The organism is Streptomyces sp. NPDC059668 (assembly GCF_042734135.1).
GTDB lineage: Bacteria > Actinomycetota > Actinomycetes > Streptomycetales > Streptomycetaceae > Streptomyces.
In genome coordinates this window covers 1-18,253 of sequence record NZ_JBHWEL010000116.1, presented here as the reverse complement: position 1 = coordinate 18,253, position 18,253 = coordinate 1, and the positions used below count along the sequence as shown (strand labels likewise).

17 protein-coding genes are annotated in these 18,253 nt (G+C 71.7%); 9 read left to right on the top strand and 8 right to left on the bottom strand.

The window, feature by feature from the left end; translation table 11 throughout:
* Positions 1 to 135 precede the first annotated feature (135 nt).
* Complete coding sequence (gene leuA / locus ACFV2J_RS40775) at positions 136 to 1,857, bottom strand: 2-isopropylmalate synthase (RefSeq protein WP_385090738.1); 1,722 nt, start codon at positions 1,855 to 1,857, stop codon at positions 136 to 138.
* Positions 1,858 to 2,209: 352 nt separating this feature from the next.
* On the opposite strand from leuA, the gene ACFV2J_RS40770 reads away from it, so the two are divergent.
* The 7 genes from ACFV2J_RS40770 (at position 2,210) to ACFV2J_RS40740 (ending at position 9,860) form a co-directional block, all read left to right on the top strand.
* Positions 2,210 to 3,283, top strand: coding sequence for a M4 family metallopeptidase (locus ACFV2J_RS40770; protein WP_385090735.1), 1,074 nt, complete (start codon positions 2,210 to 2,212; stop codon positions 3,281 to 3,283).
* A gap of 32 nt (positions 3,284 to 3,315) precedes the next feature.
* Complete coding sequence (locus tag ACFV2J_RS40765) at positions 3,316 to 3,582, top strand: protealysin inhibitor emfourin (protein ID WP_168528028.1); 267 nt, start codon at positions 3,316 to 3,318, stop codon at positions 3,580 to 3,582.
* A gap of 86 nt (positions 3,583 to 3,668) precedes the next feature.
* Entirely contained in the window at positions 3,669 to 4,994 is a 1,326-nt protein-coding gene (locus ACFV2J_RS40760; protein WP_385090731.1) for a GH1 family beta-glucosidase, read from the top strand.
* Positions 4,991 to 6,256, top strand: a complete 1,266-nt coding sequence (locus tag ACFV2J_RS40755) for an MFS transporter (protein ID WP_385090728.1) — start codon at positions 4,991 to 4,993, stop codon at positions 6,254 to 6,256. The genes ACFV2J_RS40760 and ACFV2J_RS40755 overlap by 4 nt, the downstream gene beginning before the upstream one ends.
* A 366-nt stretch (positions 6,257 to 6,622) precedes the next feature.
* Positions 6,623 to 7,099: a hypothetical protein gene (locus ACFV2J_RS40750; RefSeq protein WP_385090725.1), complete on the top strand. Its 477-nt coding sequence runs from the start codon at positions 6,623 to 6,625 to the stop codon at positions 7,097 to 7,099.
* Positions 7,100 to 7,339: 240 nt separating this feature from the next.
* The gene (locus tag ACFV2J_RS40745; RefSeq protein ID WP_385443531.1) at positions 7,340 to 8,677 is read left to right on the top strand and encodes a beta-xylosidase; all 1,338 of its coding nucleotides are present in this window, start codon (positions 7,340 to 7,342) and stop codon (positions 8,675 to 8,677) included.
* 70 nt (positions 8,678 to 8,747) lie between these two features.
* Positions 8,748 to 9,860: a WxL protein peptidoglycan domain-containing protein gene (locus ACFV2J_RS40740; protein WP_385443528.1), complete on the top strand. Its 1,113-nt coding sequence runs from the start codon at positions 8,748 to 8,750 to the stop codon at positions 9,858 to 9,860.
* On the opposite strand, the gene ACFV2J_RS40735 is transcribed toward ACFV2J_RS40740, so the two are convergent.
* Positions 9,754 to 10,092, bottom strand: a complete 339-nt coding sequence (locus ACFV2J_RS40735; protein WP_148013890.1) for a P-II family nitrogen regulator — start codon at positions 10,090 to 10,092, stop codon at positions 9,754 to 9,756. The genes ACFV2J_RS40740 and ACFV2J_RS40735 overlap by 107 nt on opposite strands.
* Before the next feature lie 263 nt (positions 10,093 to 10,355).
* On the opposite strand from ACFV2J_RS40735, the gene era reads away from it, so the two are divergent.
* Complete coding sequence (era, locus tag ACFV2J_RS40730) at positions 10,356 to 11,315, top strand: GTPase Era (protein ID WP_266699068.1); 960 nt, start codon at positions 10,356 to 10,358, stop codon at positions 11,313 to 11,315.
* A gap of 312 nt (positions 11,316 to 11,627) precedes the next feature.
* On the opposite strand, the gene ACFV2J_RS40725 is transcribed toward era, so the two are convergent.
* The 6 genes from ACFV2J_RS40725 to ACFV2J_RS40700 all read right to left on the bottom strand — a co-directional run bounded on the left by ACFV2J_RS40725 (position 11,628) and on the right by ACFV2J_RS40700 (position 16,609).
* Positions 11,628 to 11,981, bottom strand: a complete 354-nt coding sequence (locus ACFV2J_RS40725) for a cytidine deaminase (RefSeq protein ID WP_385092669.1) — start codon at positions 11,979 to 11,981, stop codon at positions 11,628 to 11,630.
* Positions 11,982 to 12,082: 101 nt separating this feature from the next.
* Entirely contained in the window at positions 12,083 to 12,442 is a 360-nt protein-coding gene (locus ACFV2J_RS40720; RefSeq protein WP_385092672.1) for an MmcQ/YjbR family DNA-binding protein, read from the bottom strand.
* Positions 12,439 to 13,743, bottom strand: coding sequence for a hemolysin family protein (locus tag ACFV2J_RS40715; RefSeq protein ID WP_385092676.1), 1,305 nt, complete (start codon positions 13,741 to 13,743; stop codon positions 12,439 to 12,441). Before ACFV2J_RS40715 ends, ACFV2J_RS40720 begins: the two co-directional genes overlap by 4 nt.
* Positions 13,740 to 14,237, bottom strand: coding sequence for an rRNA maturation RNase YbeY (ybeY, locus tag ACFV2J_RS40710; RefSeq protein ID WP_148013894.1), 498 nt, complete (start codon positions 14,235 to 14,237; stop codon positions 13,740 to 13,742). The genes ACFV2J_RS40715 and ybeY overlap by 4 nt, the downstream gene beginning before the upstream one ends.
* Positions 14,238 to 14,249: 12 nt before the next feature.
* Positions 14,250 to 15,317, bottom strand: a complete 1,068-nt coding sequence (locus ACFV2J_RS40705) for a PhoH family protein (RefSeq protein WP_356271059.1) — start codon at positions 15,315 to 15,317, stop codon at positions 14,250 to 14,252.
* 182 nt (positions 15,318 to 15,499) lie between these two features.
* The gene (locus ACFV2J_RS40700; protein ID WP_385092681.1) at positions 15,500 to 16,609 is read right to left on the bottom strand and encodes a carbohydrate kinase family protein; all 1,110 of its coding nucleotides are present in this window, start codon (positions 16,607 to 16,609) and stop codon (positions 15,500 to 15,502) included.
* Between the two features lie 302 nt (positions 16,610 to 16,911).
* Between ACFV2J_RS40700 and ACFV2J_RS40695 the strand changes: the two genes are divergently transcribed.
* A complete protein-coding gene (locus ACFV2J_RS40695) occupies positions 16,912 to 18,162 on the top strand; it encodes an MFS transporter (RefSeq protein WP_385092684.1) in 1,251 nt (416 codons plus the stop codon).
* The last annotated feature ends 91 nt before the right edge of the window (positions 18,163 to 18,253 follow it).

Sequence of the window (18,253 nt, the reverse complement as noted above, 5' to 3'; positions counted from 1 at the left end):
TCACCCCCCCCACCCCGCCACACGAGATATCACGGGGTCTGGTGGGCTCGGTTTTGTTTATAAGACACAGGTACACGACGTGGCCCCGCCCGCCTCGAAAGGCGGACGGGGCCAGGAAAACGCCGGTCAGAGTGGTCAGCGGGCCGCGCGGTTGACGGCGGAGACCACGGCCTTCAGCGAGGCTCGTGTCGTATTCGCGTCGATCCCGATTCCCCACAGGACCTTGTCACCGATCGCGCACTCGATGTAGGAGGCGGCCTGCGCGGACGCGCCCTCGCTCATCGTGTGCTCCTGGTAGTCCAGCAGGCGTACGTCGACGCCGATGGACTGCAGGGCGTCGAAGAACGCGGAGATCGGACCGTTGCCGGTACCGGTCAGGACGGTGTCGGTGCCGTCCACCGAGGCCTCGACGGTCAGCGAGTCGATGCCGTCGCGGTCGGTCGTGGTCTGGCCGGTCTTGACCTGGATGCGGCCCCACGCGTTCTCGGGGTTCGGCAGGTACTCGTCCTGGAAGATGCCCCAGATGTCCTTCGGGGTGACCTCGCCGCCCTCGGCGTCCGTCTTGGCCTGGATGATCTTCGAGAACTCGATCTGCATCCGGCGCGGCAGGTCCAGCTTGTGGTCGTTCTTCAGGACGTACGCGATGCCGCCCTTGCCGGACTGGGAGTTGACGCGGATGACGGCCTCGTAGCTGCGGCCGACGTCCTTCGGGTCGATCGGCAGGTACGGGACGGCCCACTCGATGTCGTCGACGGTGACGCCCTTCGCGGCCGCGTCGGCCTCCATCGCGTCGAAGCCCTTCTTGATGGCGTCCTGGTGGGAGCCGGAGAAGGAGGTGTAGACGAGGTCGCCGACGTACGGGTGACGGGCGTGGACCTCCATCTGGTTGCAGTACTCGGCGGTGCGGCGGATCTCGTCGATGTCCGAGAAGTCGATCTGCGGGTCGACGCCCTGCGAGAACAGGTTCATGCCCAGGGTGACCAGGTCGACGTTGCCGGTGCGCTCGCCCTGGCCGAACAGGCAGCCCTCGATGCGGTCGGCGCCGGCCATCAGGGCCAGTTCGGCGGCGGCGACGGCCGTGCCGCGGTCGTTGTGCGGGTGCACGGACAGGCAGACGTGCTCGCGGCGGGAGAGGTTGCGGCCCATCCACTCGAAGCGGTCCGCGTGCGTGGAGGGGGTCGAGCGCTCGACCGTGGCGGGCAGGTTCAGGATGATCTCGCGGCCGGGGCCGGGCTGCCAGACGTCCATGACGGCCTCGCAGACCTCCAGGGCGAAGTCCAGCTCGGTGTCGGTGAAGATCTCGGGGCTGTACTGGTAGCCGAAGGTGGTGCGCTCGTCGAGCAGCTTCTCGGCGTACTCCATGACCAGCCGGGTGCCGTCGACGGCGATCTGCTTGATCTGTTCCTTGGAGCCGCGGAAGACGACCCGGCGGAAGACGGGGGCCGTCGCGTTGTACAGGTGGACCGTGGCGCGCTTGGCGCCCACCAGGGACTCCACCGTGCGCTCGATCAGGTCCTCGCGGGCCTGGGTCAGTACGGAGATCGTGACGTCGTCCGGGATGGCCGTCCCGTCCTCGATGATCGAGCGGACGAAGTCGAAGTCCGTCTGGCCGGAGGCCGGGAATCCGACCTCGATCTCCTTGTAGCCCATCCGCACCAGCAGGTCGAACATCTCGCGCTTGCGGGCCGGGGACATCGGGTCGATCAGCGCCTGGTTGCCGTCCCGCAGGTCCGTCGACAGCCAGCGGGGGGCGACGGTGACACGCTGGTTCGGCCAGGTGCGGTCCGGGATGTCCACCTGCTCGTACGTGCCGTACTTGTGCGTCGGCATGGCGGTGGGCTGCTGGAAGTTCGGCATGATGCGTGGGCTCCTCAGAGGGTGTCCGGAAGGACGGCCGACGGCGCAACGCCGAACTCCGCGGGGAGGGGGTCGGCCTCGACTACAGGCCCTCGCCGCGGCAGCTAAGGAGAAGCAGCCCGAAACGCATGATGCTCCGCAGCCTAGCCGAGCCACGCTCCGTACGGGGGGCTGTATCAGTATGCGGGATCGCCGACCCATAAGGAAGAAAACAGACAAAAAGTGCGTCACATCACTCAGGGTGAGCTTCATACCACCCAGGAGCGGACGGAGGCACTCCCTATCAGCGCATTTCACACGATCTTGGTCGCCGGTAGTGACACCGGAGTGACTCAGTGCAATCGTGCCGGGCATGACCGCCAACGCGGCAGGCTTCGAGCCTGTCTTCTGCACCATCGTGCCGCCCCACGTCCTCGACACGCTGGCCCAGCACGAGGACCCCGCACTCTCCGGGCCCGCGCGCCGCACCCTGGAGCGCGACGCCTTCGAGCGCACCCACCGCCGGCTGACCACGGTCATCGGCGCGCCCGCGGTGGCAGCGCCGGCGGACGCGCCCGCGGACAAGCCGCGGCGCACCGTCTACGACGCCCGCCACCACCAGGACCTGCCCGGCAAGAAGGTCCGCGGCGAGGGCGACGACCCCGGCAAGGACGCCACCGTCAACCGCGCCTACGCCGGCCTGGGCGCCACCTTCGACCTGTACCTGAACGCCTACGCACGCAACTCGATCAACGGCGAGGGACTTCCCCTCGACGCGAGCGTGCACTTCGACCGGGACTACAACAACGCCTTCTGGAACGGCGAGCAGATGGTGTTCGGGGACGGTGACGGTGAGATCTTCCTCGACTTCACCATCCCCGTCGACGTCATCGGCCACGAGCTGACCCACGGTGTCACCCAGTACACGGCGAACCTCACCTACTTCGGCCAGCCGGGCGCGCTCAACGAGTCCATGTCCGACGTCTTCGGCTCGCTGATCAAGCAGTACACGCTCGGCCAGACCGCCGCCGAGGCCGACTGGCTGATCGGCGCCGGGCTGCTCGCCCCGCGGGTCACCGGCCAGGCGCTGCGTTCCATGAAGGAGCCGGGCAGCGCCTACGACGACGACGTGCTCGGCAAGGACCCGCAGCCCGGGACGATGGACGGCTATGTGCGCACCGGCCGCGACAACGGCGGCGTCCACATCAACTCGGGCATCCCCAACCACGCCTTCTACCTCGTCGCCCAGGCGCTCGGCGGCCACGCCTGGGAGCGTGCCGGGCAGATCTGGTACGACGTCCTCACCGGCGGCGAGCTCCAGTCGCAGGCGAGCTTCGCCGACTTCGCCGGACTGACGGTCGCCCGCGCGCGCAGCCGGTACGGGGAGGGCGAGGAACTGCAAGGGGTGACGAAGGCCTGGGAGCAGGTCGGGGTCACGACGTCGTAGCCCCGGCGCCCGATCCGTACTAGACAGGACCCATGCGTATTCAGGTGAGGCGCACGGGCGGATTCGCGGGCATCGAGCGCCGGGCCGAGATGGACACCTCGGGGCGGGCCGACGGCCGTGAGTGGCAGGCCCTGGCCGAGCGGGCGGTAGCCGCCGGCCGGGGCACCCGCCCCGCCGGGGTCCCGGACGGTTTCAGCTACGAGATCACGGTGGACGGCAGGACGGTGTACGCGGCCGACCCGAGCCTGACGGAGGAGCAGCGGGAGCTGATCTCGCGCGTGCTCAAAGAAGGGGCGTGAGAGAGGCCGCCGGGGCCGGGCGCCGCCGAGAAGACGGCAACTCGTGGTTCACGCGCGCCCGTTGACTTCCTTTACTGCCGGTAAGGATGATCGCGCGCATGGCGACGAACCCCCTACCGCAGTTCCCGCCCGGCTTCCTCTGGGGCGTGTCCACCTCGGCCCACCAGATCGAGGGCGCCGTCCAGGAGCGCGACCCCTCGGTGTGGGACGCCTTCACCGCGGAGCCCGGCCGCGTCAAGGACGGCTCGACCGCGGCGGTGGCCTGCGACCACTACCACCGTTACCCCGAGGACGTGGCGCTCCTCGCCGACCTGGGCGTGGACGCGTACCGCTTCTCGGTCTCCTGGCCCCGGGTCAACTCCCCCGGCGGCCTCGACTTCTACGACCGGCTCGTCGACGCGCTGTGCGCCGCCGGGGTGCGCCCCGTCCCGACCCTCTTCCACTGGGACCTGCCGCTGGAGCTGGACTGGCTGAACCGGGACACGGCGGAGCGCTTCGCCGAGTACGCCGGTGTCGTGGCCGCCCGGCTCGGCGACCGCGTGCGGAAGTGGATCACCCTGAACGAGCCCGCCGAACACACCCTGCTGGGTCACGCGCTCGGGGCGCACGCCCCCGGCAGGCGGCTGCTCTTCGACGCGCTGCCGGTCGCCCACCACCAGCTCCTCGCGCACGGTCTGGCGGTGCGGGCGCTGCGCGCGGCCGGGGCCGGCGACATCGGGATCGCCAACTCGCACGGGCCGACCTGGGCGGCGTCCCGGAACCCCGAGGACGTGACGGCGGCGGACTTCTACGACCTCCTGCTCAACCGCCTGTTCGCGGACCCACTGCTGCTGGGCCACTACCCCGAGGGAATCGGCGAGCTGATGCCGGGACACCCCGGAGGCGTCGAGGCGGACCTGAAGGTGATCGCGGAGCCGCTGGACTGGTACGGGATCAACTACTACCAGCCGACCCGGGTGGGCGCCCCGCAGGGCACGGAGATCGAGTTCGGCGGACTGACGCTGCCCGCCGAACTCCCCTTCTCGGTCAGGGAACTGGAGGGCTACCCGGTCACGGACTTCGGCTGGCCGGTGGTCCCCGAGGCGCTGACCGAACTGCTGGTGGGCTTCCGCGAACGCTACGGCGACCGGCTCCCCCCGGTGGTCATCACGGAGAACGGCTGCTCGTACGAGGGCATCGACGACCAGGAACGGATCGCGTTCCTCGACGGTCATGTCCGCGCCCTGCACCGGGCGTCGGAGCAGGGCGTGGACGTCCGCGGCTACTTCGTGTGGTCGCTGCTGGACAACTTCGAGTGGGCGGAGGGGTACGCGCGCCGCTTCGGGCTGGTGCACGTCGACTACGACACGCAGAAGCGCACCCCGAAGGCGTCGTACGCCTGGCTGCGGGACGCCCTGCGGGCGCGGGGATGACGGCGGCGGACCCGGCCGGGACGCCGGTGAGCGCCCTCGCCGAGCCCGTCGAACGGGTCGGCCGGGGCTGGATCTCGGCGCTCTCGCTCGCCAACGGGGCGATCTGGGTGGGCTGGTACGGCCCGCTGCAGATCCTCCTCGCGTCCCAGGCGGAGGACTTCGCACCCGGCACCGGCCTCTCCAAGGAGACGATGCTGGCGTGGGTGACCGGCGCGGGCGCGGTCGTGTCGCTGGTCGCCAACCCCGTCTTCGGCGCGCTCTCCGACCGGACCACGGCCCGCCGGGGCCGCCGTACGCCGTGGATCGTGGCCGGGTCCGCGGGCGGCGCCCTCTCGCTGCTGCTCCTGGCGGGGGCGGGCGGGATCTGGACGATGGCGCTGGGCTGGTGCCTGGTCCAGCTGACCCTGAACGCCGCCTTCGCCGCGGTCACCGCGGCCGTCCCCGACCGGGTGCCCCGGCTCCAGCGCGGCTCGGTGGGCGGCTGGCTGGGCGCGGCGCAGATCCTGGGCGTCGTCGGCGGGACGGGCCTGGCGACCGTGGCCGGGGGCGTCGCCGGCGGCTACGCGGCCTGCGCGGTGTTCACGCTGGTGGGCGTGTTGCCGTACGTGCTGCGCTTCCCCGACCTGCGGCTGCCCGCCGCCCACCGGCCGCCGTGGTCGTGGCGCTCCTTCGCCGCCTCCTTCCGGCTGAGTCCCCGCGACCATCCGGACCTGGCCTGGGCCTGGCTGACCCGCTTCCTGATCAACCTGAGCAACGCGCTCGTCCTGCTCTACCTGCTGTACTACCTGCGGGACCGGCTGCACTACGGCGATCCCGAGAACGGTGTGCTGATCCTGACGGCGGTCAACGGTGTCACGCTGCTCGCCACGGTGGTGGTCGGCGGGGTGTGGTCGGACCGGGTGGGCCGCCGCAAGCCGTTCGTGATCTGGTCGGGTGTCCTGATGGCGCTCGCCACGGGGGTCCTGTCCGGCTGGCAGACCTGGCCGGGCGCGATCCTCGCGGCGGCGGTGCTGGGCGTCGGCTTCGGCGTCTTCACCTCGGTCGACTTCGCGCTGATGACGGACGTGCTGCCCACGGCGCTGGACCGCGGCAAGGACCTCGGCGTCATCAACGTCGCGAACGCCCTGCCCCAGGTGGCCGCCCCGGCACTGGCGGCCCCCATCGTGACGTACCTGGGCGGCTACCGGATGCTGTACCTGGTGGCGGCGGTGATCGGACTCGCGGGCGCGCTGCTGGTACGGCGGATCAAGGGCGTGGACTGAAGTCGGCCGAAGTGGACTGACGTCGACCGGAGTAGAGCGGGGCCGGGAGCCGGGAACCCCGGCCACCGGCCCCCGCCCCCGCTCCGCGGACGGGCGGACTTCGGCCACTTTCGTCGGCCCTCCGAGGAATCCCCCGGGTGTCCCTTGCCATCCCACGCCGCTCGCGCATCAATGGAACCGCACGTTCCGACGGGCCGTCGGACACGCCGAGCGGCATCCCGCACCCCGCTCACGGACGGTCCGCGTACACGTCTCTCCGCACCCGCACCGGAACCCCGGTGACGCGTCCGTGTGCCCGGCACCGGGGACACCGGTGCCGTCCCTCCATCCCCACATGGCAATTCCCGTACCAGGGAAGGGAACCCGATGAGACGCAAGCAACTGGGAATCACGGCGGCGTCGGCCGCCTGCGCCCTCGCCGCGACCGGCCTGGCCCTCGCGCCGACCGCCGCGGCCGTCACTCCGCTGACCGCCACCATCAACGCCACCTGCACACTCGGCGGCGGCGGTGCGGCCACCCTCACGGCCACCCAGGACGGCACGGCCGCGACGATGACCCTCAGCTCCACCTCGATCACCTCGCCGCTCCCCCTGGCGAAGGACTCGATCACCTCCACGCTGACGCTCGCCGGGGCCGGGGGCGCCACCACCGCGTTCACCGGCACGCGGAACCCGGCCATCGCGGCCGGCGGCGGGGTCTCCGTCGGCCCGCTCGACGGCACCGTCGCCTCCGGGGACAGCCTGGACGCGTACGGCGGCTCCCTGCGGATGGTGGTCTTCGGCATCACCATCTCGTGCACCGCGGAGGCGCCGCAGTCACCGGGCCCGTTCGTGTTCGACTGATCCCCGCCCGGAGCAGGTGAGGACCGGTGCCACCGGCGCGCGGCGGCACCGGTCCGCACGACCTGACGCCCGCCCGGCCGGCCCGCGGACCGGCCGGGACGGTGACCTTGACACGATCTGATGGCCCATCAGTCGATGGCCCGGCGTTCCATTGACTTCTCTCACCCCCCGCACGTCAATGGCCCCCTGTCGGCGCGGACGAGCCGCTGCGCCCGCATCCCTCAGGAGGGGGCAACAACCATGGGAACCACGGGTTCGACAACCCGAAGACGCCGTTGGGCGGCGCTGCTCGGGGCGACCGCGCTGGCGGTCACCGCGGGCGGGGCGCTGGCCGCCCCGGCCGGAGCCGTGTCCACGGAATCCCAGAACGTGGACTTCGCCACGCACTGCATCCCGCCGGCGATCGCGGGCATCCCCCCGATCGACGGCACCACCACCGCGGTCGTCTCGGTGGACAACGCCACTCCCAAGGTCGGTGACACCGTCACCGTCACGTACAAGGTGGTCACGCCCGCCGCGAGCAACCCCACCGCCATCAACCTGCCGGCGGACATCATGACGCCCACCGGCAAGGTCACCCTGGGCGGGGCCCAGACGGGCTCCATCACCGTCGCGGGCCCCAAGAAGAACGACCCGGTCGCGGGCAACGCCCCCTTCCCGTCGTTCAGCATGACCGGCACCTTCACGGTCACCGCACCGGGCGCCATCACGCTCTCGCCCGGCGACTACAACATCCACACCAGCTACATCCTGGAACTCGACACCCCGTGCACGGTCACCAACCCGCCCGCCCCGGTGTCCGACACGGTCACCGCGACGGACGGGAGCCAGGCCAACACCCGTGCCATCACGCTCGGCACGGCCTCCGGGAAGCCCGGTGACAGCGTGACCGTCACCGGCGGCCACTTCACCCCGGGCGCCAGCGTGACCCTCGCCGGACGGTCCGGGACCACCCAGACCGCCGACACCGCCACCGCCACCGCCGACGCGCAGGGCGCGTTCAGCGGCACGCTGACCGTCAACGACAAGACGACGACCGGTGTGGTGGCGTACGAGGGCGCGAGCTGGAGCGACGCCAAGGGCGCGGGACCGGCGGCGTACGTGGTCGTCGACGACACGCCCGTCCCCGGCAACGCCCAGAAACTCACCACCACGGTGAAGGCGGGGACACTGTCGATGTCACAGGCCGGGGACGCCGTCCAGCTCTCGGCGGTCGACTTCGGCCAGGGCGGGGCCTCGGACGGAGCCCTGCGCACGGTGACGGTCAAGGACTTCCGCGGCGGACCCGCGGGCTGGTCCCTGACCGGCAAGGTCACCGACTTCACCGGTCCCGGCGCCAAGATCGACGCCGGCCGGCTGAGCTGGAGCCCCGCCTGCGCCACCAAGGCGGGCAGTCCGAGCACCTGTCAGGCCGGTTCGTCCGGCACCGTGGGGAGCTCGGGGGCGACACTGGCGTCCACTCCCAACGGGGGCCTGACGGGCGGCGAGTTCACCGTCGACGCGGGGCTGTCCCTGAACGTGCCCGCGTTCACCCCGCCGGGCTCGTACGCCGGCGTGCTCACGCTGACGCTCACCTGACCGGTCCGTCCGTACCCCGGTGGCCGGGCGCGCACCCGCCCGTCCACCTCGTCCGTGGGGGTCCGCACCCATGCGCAAGCCGTACGCCCTCCCGCTGTCCGTCCTCCTGTCCGTCCTGCTCACCCCGCTCGTCCTGCTCGCGCCGGCCGCGTCGCGGGCGTACGCCGCCGACAACGGCAGCTGGTCCGTCTACCCGTTCGCGACCCAGCTCTCCGCACGGCCGTACTTCACCCTCTCCGCCGACCCCGGCACCACGGTCCGGGACAAGGTCACCGTGACCAACAAGACCGGCGCCCCGCTGGCCTTCCGCCTCTACGCCGCCGACGCGTACAACACCGTGCGCGACGGGGGCTTCGCCGTGCGCACGGCGAAGGAGAGGCAGCGCGAGGTGGGCGCCTGGGCGCGACCGGCCCGCTCGCGGGTGACGGTTCCCGCGCACGGCTCGGTCACCGTGCCGTTCACGCTCCGGGTCCCCGAGCGGGCCGAACCCGGCGACCACGCCGGGGCGCTGGTCGCGCTCGACGAGCGGGTCGATCCGGGCTCCGGAGCGGTCGCGATGGGGGTCCAGCGAGCGGTCGGCGCCCGTATCTACCTCCGGGTCGGCGGCCCGACGGTCCCCGCCCTCGCCGTCGAGAAGGTGCACGTCAGCCACCATCAGCCGCTGGTCCCGGGCACGGGCACCAGCACCGCCACCATCACCTACACCCTCCACAACACGGGCAACGTGACGCTGGACCCGAGGGTGAAGCTGAGGGCCCAGGGGCTCTTCGGCCGGACCCTGTTGTCCCGGGGCCTGACCAGGATCCCCGCCGAGCTGCTGCCCGGCCAACGGGTCCGGCTGAGCGAGCCGTGGCGCGGGGCGCCTCAGTTCGACTGGGGCGACGTGACCCTGACCGCGAGCGCGCAGGGCACCCGGCAGTCGGCGAGCACGTCCTTCCTCGCCCTGCCGTGGCTGGTCCTGGCGCTCGTCCTCGCGGTGGCGCTCGGTGGCGCGGCGGTGGTGGTCAGGGCGCGTGGCGGACGGGGATGGCCGTGGACGCCCGGAGCCGCGCGGGGCCGGGTCCGGCCGTGGCCGCTCAGAGGGCGTCGGGGCCGCGCTCGTCCGTCCGTACCCGCACCACCGTCTCCACCGGAACCGTCCACACCTTCCCGTCGCCGATCTTCCCCGTCCGCGCGGCCTTGACGATCGCGTCGACGGCCGGACCGGCGTCCGCGTCCTCGACGACGACCTCGATCCGGACCTTGGGGACCAGGTCGACCTGGTACTCGGCGCCGCGGTACACCTCGGTGTGCCCGTGCTGGCGCCCGTACCCGCTGGCCTCGGTCACGGTCAGGCCGTGGACGCCGAGTTCCTGCAGAGCGGTCTTGACCTCGTCGAGGCGGTACGGCTTGACGATCGCGGTGATGAGCTTCATGCCTGGGTCCTGGCCTTCTGCGCGGTGGGGAGGAGGGACGACGGGACCGGGGGTCCCGTGGTCCGGGACCCCGTGATCGTAAGCGGTTGCGGCGTGTGCCGTGAGGCGGCGGCCGGTGTGTTCGCGGACCTCGTCCGCCCGGCGGCCGACGCCGGTGCGGAGGCGTGCGGGAGGGGCGGTTCGTGGTGCGCGGGGGCTTGCGGAACCTCGGCGCGGGCGCCGGAGGCGCACGGCGTGCGGCAGGTGCCCGTGGATCAGGGAGAATGGGCGCCATGAGCGTTCGTAGTCAGTCATCCGAGCCGTCCGAGGCCACCCATCGCGCCGGTTTCGCCTGTTTCGTGGGCCGTCCCAACGCGGGCAAGTCCACTCTCACGAACGCTCTGGTCGGCCAGAAGGTGGCGATCACCGCGAACCAGCCGCAGACCACGCGGCACACGGTACGGGGCATCGTGCACCGCCCCGACGCCCAGCTGATCCTGGTCGACACCCCCGGTCTGCACAAGCCGCGCACCCTGCTGGGCGAGCGCCTCAACGACGTCGTGCGCACGACCTGGGCCGAAGTGGACGTCATCGGCTTCTGCCTGCCCGCGAACGAGAAGCTCGGTCCGGGGGATCGTTTCATCGCGAAGGAGCTGGCGTCGATCAAGAAGACGCCGAAGATCGCGATCGTCACGAAGACCGACCTCGTGGACAGCAAGACCCTCGCCGAGCAGCTCATCGCGATCGACCAGCTCGGTCAGGAGCTGGGGTTCGAGTGGGCGGAGATCGTGCCGGTGTCGGCGGTCGCCGACCAGCAGGTGAACCTGCTGGCCGACCTGATCGTGCCGCTCCTGCCCGAGGGGCCCGCCCTGTACCCCGAGGGCGACCTGACCGACGAGCCCGAGCAGGTCATGGTCGCGGAGCTGATCCGTGAGGCGGCGCTGGAGGGCGTACGCGACGAACTGCCGCACTCCATCGCCGTCGTCGTGGAGGAGATGCTCCCGCGCGAGGACCGGCCCGCCGACAGACCGCTCCTCGACATCCACGCCTTCGTCTACATCGAGCGTCCCAGCCAGAAGGGCATCATCATCGGCCCCAAGGGCAAGCGCCTGAAGGAGGTCGGGATCAAGTCCCGCAAGCAGATCGAGGCGCTGCTGGGCACCCCGGTCTTCCTCGACCTCCATGTGAAGGTCGCCAAGGACTGGCAGCGGGACCCCCGCCAGCTCCGCAAACTGGGCTTCTGACCCACCCCGGAGCCGCGCCCCCTCGTCGTCCTCGGGGGGGGCGTCCACCTTCAGCACCGGCCGGCCGAAAGCACCTCCGGGACACGGGAATCCAAGCACCCGCCCCCCACCCGCCCCGTCGACGCCGGACGACCGAAGACACCTCCAGGGGCGCGGGGAACTGCGCGACCAGCCCCCACGCACCCGCACCCGAAGAACCCACCGGGACCGGGGTGGGCGGGGAACCGCGCGACAAGCCCCCACCCGCCCGCACCCGAAGAACCCACCGGGACCGGGGCGCAGTCCCGGAAGAACGCCGGACGACCGACGGAGTCAGCCCGCGGTCACCGTCACGCGCACGACCCCGTCCGCCCCCGCCAACAGCACGGGCGTGTCCGCCCCGCCGAGGTCACGTACCGCCGCCCGGTCCTCCTCCGGAACGGCCTCCGCCCCGGAGACCACCGCCGCCGCCTCCAGGGACTTCGCCCCGGACGCCACCGCCATCGCCACCGCCGTCCGCAGGGCGCTCAGCCGCAGCGAGGGCAGATCCACCGTGCCGGCGACATAGGTACGGCCGGTGTCGTCCCGGACTGCCGCCCCCTCGGGCACCCCGTTCCGTGCCCGCGCGGAACGGGCCAGGGTGACGATCTTGCGGTCCTCGGGGTCGAGCGCGCTGCTGTCGGTCATGCACCGAGCATACGAAGTGCCGCCCGAGGCCCGCGCGGCGGTCCACGCCTGTCCCGCCACCGGGTGCGTCGACCCCCGCCGTCCCTTCTCAGGGGCGGTTCTCAGGGGCGGTCGAGGCGGAGTCGCTCGGCCTTCGGCAGACCGGCGACGACGAGGTCGTACGAGTCCTCGACGAGCTCCCGGACCACACGGTCCGGAAGCTCGCCGTCGGCCGTCACGGTGTTCCAGTGGCGCTTGTTCATGTGGTACCCGGGGATGATCAGCCCGGGGTGCTCGCCGCGCAGCCGGATCGCGTCCTCGGGGGCGCACTTGAGGTTGACCGTCAGCGGGCGCGCGTCCAGGTTCGTGAGCGCGAAGAGCTTGCCCAGCACCTTGAAGACCGAGGTCTCCGGGTTGAAGGGGAAGTCCTCGACGGCCGCGTTGAAGGAGAGGCAGAACGCGCGCAGCTGCTGCGGGGTCACTCCGGCTTCTCCTCCTCATGGGGCCCGGCGGTGGCGGCCGGTTCGACGAGCACGGTGACGATCTTGTTCCGGCGTCCGGCCGCGGCCTCCGCGGTCAGCCGCAGCTCCCGCCCGTCGGGCAGCTCGACGACCGAGGAGGCACCGGCGATCGGGACCCGGCCGAGCGCCTTGGCGAGCAGTCCGCCGACCGTCTCCACGTCCTCGTCGTCGTACGCCTCGAAGCCGTACAGCTCGCCGAGGTCGCCGATGTCGAGGCGCGCGGTCACCCGGTAGCGGTCGTCGCCGAGCTCCTGGACCGGCGGCAGTTCACGGTCGTACTCGTCGGTGATCTCGCCGACGATCTCCTCCAGGATGTCCTCGATGGTGACGATGCCGGCCGTGCCGCCGTACTCGTCGATGACGACGGCGACGTGGTTGCGCTCCTGCTGCATCTCGCGCAGCAGATCCCCCGCGTTCTTGGTGTCGGGCACGAAGGTGGCGGGCCGCATGGCCGTCGAGACGAGCTCGGACTCGGCGTCACGGCTGATGTGCGTCTTGCGGGCCAGGTCCTTCAGGTACACGACGCCGACGATGTCGTCCTCGCTCTCCCCGGTGACGGGAATGCGCGAGAAGCCGGAGCGCAGGGCCAGGGTGAGCGCCTGCCGGATGGTCTTGTAGCGCTCGATGACGACGAGGTCGGTGCGCGGCACCATGACCTCGCGTACGAGGGTGTCGCCGAGCTCGAAGACGGAGTGCACCATGCGGCGCTCCTCGTCCTCGATCAGCGACTCCTTCTCGGCGAGGTCGACGAGCGCGCGCAGCTCGGCCTCGGAGGCGAAGGGGCCGCGCCGGAAGCCCTTGCCGGGGGTCAGCGCGTTGCCGATGAGGATGAGCAGCGACGGGATCGGGCCCATGATCCGTGCGAGCGGCAGCAGGACGTACGAGGCCACGGTCGCCGTGTTCAGCGGGTGCTGGCGGCCGATGGTGCGCGGTGAGACGCCGACGGCGACGTACGAGACGAGGACCATGACGCCGATGGCGACCCCGAGGGCCTGCCAGGTCTTGTCGAACTCCCGCAGGCAGGCATAGGTGACGAGCGCGGCGGCGGCCATCTCGCAGGCCACGCGGACGAGCAGCGCCACGTTGAGGTAGCGGGTCGGGTCGGCGGCGACCTGCGCGAGGTTGGCGCCGCCGCGCCGGCCGCTGCGTACGGCCTCCTCTGCGCGGAAGCTGGAGACGCGCGCGAGGCCCGCCTCCGCGCAGGCGGCGAGCCAGGCGACGACGACCAGCAGGACGGCGCCGAGGACGAGTTGAGGACTCATGACACGGTCGGGGCCGGCGAGGGGCCCGTCATGCCCTTCTCCGCGCGCCAGCCGTCCACGATGGCCGCCTGGAGACCGAACATCTCGGCCTTCTCGTCGGGCTCCTCGTGGTCGTAGCCGAGCAGGTGCAGCACTCCGTGGACGGTGAGGAGCTGGAGCTCCTCGTCCATGGAGTGCTGCGTCGGCGCGTCCTTGCCCTGCCGCTCGGCGACCTCCGGGCACAGCACGATGTCGCCGAGCAGGCCCTGCGGCGGCTCGTCGTCGTCCTTGGACGGCGGGCGCAGCTCGTCCATGGGGAAGGACATGACGTCCGTGGGACCCGGCAGGTCCATCCACTGGATGTGGAGCTGCTCCATGGCGTCGGCGTCCACGACGATCACCGAGAGCTCGGAGAGCGGGTGGATGCGCATCCGTGCGAGCGCGTAGCGGGCGATGTCGAGGATCGCCTGCTCGTCGACCTCGGTTCCGGACTCGTTGTTGACGTCGATCGACATGCTGGTGCTGGTCTACTTCCCCTTGTGTCCGGCGTTGCCGCGGCCCCTGCGGGAGCCGTTCTCGGTGCCGTTCTCGCTGTCGTACTTCTCGTACGCGTCGACGATACGGCCGACCAGCTTGTGCCGAACGACATCGTGGGACGTGAGCCGTGAGAAGTGCACGTCGTCGAGGCCCTCCAGGATGTCCTGGACCTGGCGCAGACCCGACTGCGTCCCGTTCGGAAGGTCGACCTGCGTGACGTCGCCCGTGATCACGATCTTCGATTCGAAGCCGAGGCGGGTGAGGAACATCTTCATCTGCTCGGCGCTGGTGTTCTGGGCCTCGTCCAGGATGATGAAGGCGTCGTTGAGCGTACGTCCACGCATGTAGGCCAGGGGCGCGACCTCGATGGTCCCGGCCGCCATCAGCCGGGGGATCGAGTCCGGGTCGAGCATGTCGTGCAGCGCGTCGTACAGCGGGCGCAGATAGGGGTCGATCTTCTCGTAGAGCGTGCCGGGCAGGAACCCGAGGCGCTCGCCCGCCTCCACCGCCGGGCGGGTCAGGATGATGCGGTTGACCTGCTTGGACTGGAGCGCCTGCACGGCCTTCGCCATCGCGAGGTAGGTCTTGCCGGTGCCGGCGGGGCCGATGCCGAAGACGATGGTGTGCTTGTCGATGGCGTCGACGTACCGCTTCTGGTTGAGCGTCTTGGGTCGGATGGTGCGGCCGCGCGAGGACAGGATGTTCTGCGTGAGGACCTCGGCGGGGGTCTCCTCGCCGTCGCCCTCCCCGTTCTCGCTCGCCCTGAGCATGGCGATCGAGCGTTCCACTGCGTCCTCCGTCATGGGCTGCCCCGTGCGGAGCACCAGCATCATCTCGTCGAACAGGCGCTGGACGAGGGCGACTTCACCGGCGTCGCCGACCGCACTGATCTCGTTGCCCCGGACGTGGATGTCGGCCGCCGGGAAGGCCTTCTCGATCACGCGCAGCAGTGCGTCTCCGGAACCCAGAACAGTCACCATGGGGTGCTTGGCCGGGACGGTGAAGTGCGCGCGCGCCTGCCCCTGAGCGGGGCCGTGAGCTGTGGGTGTCTGAGTCATGGGCCGGCTCTGAAGGCCTGCTTTTCCTCCTTGATCGGCAGGCTTGCCACGGGGGCAGCCTTGCGGTTCCCAGCGTACGTCTCCGCACTGACAGAGCCGTAGGGCTTTTCGTCACCTCCTGCCGCGGCCTCGCCGTTCCCTCCGGGCCCGGTGCACACCGGCCGGCTCCTCGCGGCCCCGGTTCACGCCGACCGGCCGAACCCGATCGTGGGCACCGCCCGCCGCAGCGGCCACGGCCGGGTCACCTCCGGCAGCAGTCCCTCCAGGAAGGCGTACCGGCGCAGTGCCGCCGGATCCTGGTCGTCGACGGACTGGACGCGGCGCCACCAGGCCGCGATCTCGGACCAGCCGGGGGCCGAGAGGGAGCCGCCGAACTCCTGGACGGAGAGGGCGGCGGTCAGGCCGGCGAAGGCGAGGCGGTCGGCGAGCGGCCAGTCGGCGAGGGTGCCCATGACGAAGCCCGCGACGAAGACGTCCCCGGCGCCGGTGGGGTCGAGGGCCTCGACGTCGATGGCCGGGACCGCGGCGGTCTGGCCGGTGCGGCCGTCCACGGCGTAGGCGCCCTCGGAACCGAGGGTGACGACGGCCAGCGGTACGTGGTCGGTCAGCGCGTGCGCGGCCGCCCGCGGGCAGCTCGCGCCGGTGTAGCGCATCGCCTCCTCGGCGTTGGGCAGGAACGCCTCGCAGTGTTCGAGGTCGGCGAGGCCCGCCAGGTCCCAGCGGCCGGTGTCGTCCCAGCCGACGTCCGCGAAGATCCGGGTACCCGCGCGCGCGGACTCGGCGATCCACTGGGCGCGCGTACCGGGGGCCAGCGAGGCGACGGCGGCCCGCGCGCGGGGGGCGTGTTCGGGGGCGGTCTCCACCGGCGGCGGCTCGTGCCCGTGGCTGACCATCGTCCGCTCACCCTCGTAGGCCATCGACACGGTGACCGGCGAGTGCCAGCCGGAGACGGTGCGTGACGGGGAGAGGTCGATGCCCTCGCCCTGCTCCAGGGCGTCCCAGCAGTACTCGCCGTAGTGGTCGTCCCCGAAGGCCGCGGCCAGGGACGTCTTCAGGCCGAGCCGGGCGAGCGCGGTCGCCATGTTCGCCACTCCGCCGGGGCTCGATCCCATGCCGCGCGCCCAGGACTCCGTCCCGCGCACCGGGGCCGAGTCGAGCCCGGTGAAGACGATGTCGAGGAAGACGGTGCCGGTGAGGTAGACGTCCCAGGGCGGGTCCTCGGGGGTGCGCAGACCGGCGAGCGGGTCGACGTGGGCCTGGCGGTACGGTCGCTCTCCGTTGGACGCGATCACGGTGCGCTCCCTGACGTGGTGCGGATTCAGGCCAGTGTGCACCAATTGGCTCGCGCGACGGGGCGGACCCCGCGAGGGTGTCCGGCGCGTATCGAGGCCTTCGGGCGAACGAGGCCCGGAGGACGGAAAACCCCGCGTTTACCCCTCCTTCACCACGCCAAACTGAACGTGACCCGGATCACGTCTCCCCGCCTGTTTCCCACCCGGACCCGCTTGATACAAATTGCCCGCGCGTTCCTGTCCGTCGACAGCCGCTCACCCCCCTCATCGAGCCGCTCATTTCGCATGCCCTGGGAACGCCCGTGTCCGCCCGCACCACCATGCCCTGGCCCCTCGTCGCCCTTTTCACGGCCGGGTACCTCGCCCCGTACCTCCTGCCGACCACCGTCGGAAGACTGAACGCGGGTCTCCCCCTCTCCGCCACCGAGGCCGGTTGCGTCGGCAGCGTCCTGCTGCTGAGTTCGGCGACGGCGGGCTTCCTGCTCGCCTCCCGCGTCGACCGCCTCGGCCCGCGCCGGCTGGCCCGCGCCGGGCTGCTGCTCGCCGCCGTCGGCTACGGCTCCGCCGCTCTCACCACCACCGTCGCGCTGGTCGTCGTCGGCGCGATCGTCGGCGGTCTCGGCTCCGGCACGATCACCAGCGTCGCCGCCACCGGGATCGCCGCGCAGCGCGACCCCCACCGCACCACGACGTTCGGTCTGCTGGGCGTCTCGGCCCTCGCGGGCACGCTGTACCTGACGATCCCGCACCTGGGTCCGGGGCACGGCCAGCCGCTCGCCGCGATCGCCGTCACCGCGCTGCTCGTCCTGCCCTCGACCCGGCGACTGCCCACTCGCACCCCCGCCGCGCGGACCCCGCGCGCCGGCACCGCGCTCCCGCACCCCCGCGCGGGGGCCGTCCTCGCCGTCGCCATGCTCTGCTGGTCCCTCGCGCAGAACTCCCTGTGGGGTGTCAGCGGCCGCATCGGTCTGACCCAGGCGGGGCTGAGCGAGGTCACCGTCGGAGCGGTCTTCGCGACGGCGCTCGGCGCCGGGCTGCTGGGCGTGATCGGGGCGGGTGCGCTGGGCCCGCGTCTCGGCCGCGCGCTGCCCATCGGCGTGGGGACCGCGCTGATCGCGGGCTGCATCGCGCTGAGCGCGGCCGCCGACGACCTGTCGTCCTTCGCGACCGGCGAGATCGCCTGGAACACGCTGTACCCGGTCGTCCTGTCCTACGTCATCGGGCTCGCCGCGTCCCTGGACCAGCGGGGGCGATGGGCGGTCCTGGTGGGCTCCGCCTCCTCGCTCGGCACGGCCTGCGGACCGCTCGCGGGCAGCCTGCTCTCCGCGCGGACGGGTTACCCGGGGATGGGCGTGGTCCTGGCGCTCGGCCTGCTCCTGCTCACCGTCCCGATGACGGCGGTGGCCCTGCGCACCCGGCGCGGCACCCCGCAGGAACACCCGGTGGTGGAGATCCCGCTGGAGACCGCCGCGGCCCGACGGGCGGCGTACGGCACGGCGGGCCCCCGGCAGACCGCGGCCGCGGCGGCCGCACCGGGTCCCGGACCGGGCTAAGGGCTGTCCCGTAATCCCCGGTGGATCAGCGCGCGGCGTCGGATGCGGTGCATCGCAAGGCGGAGGGTCGTCCTCATACTGGGTGTATTCG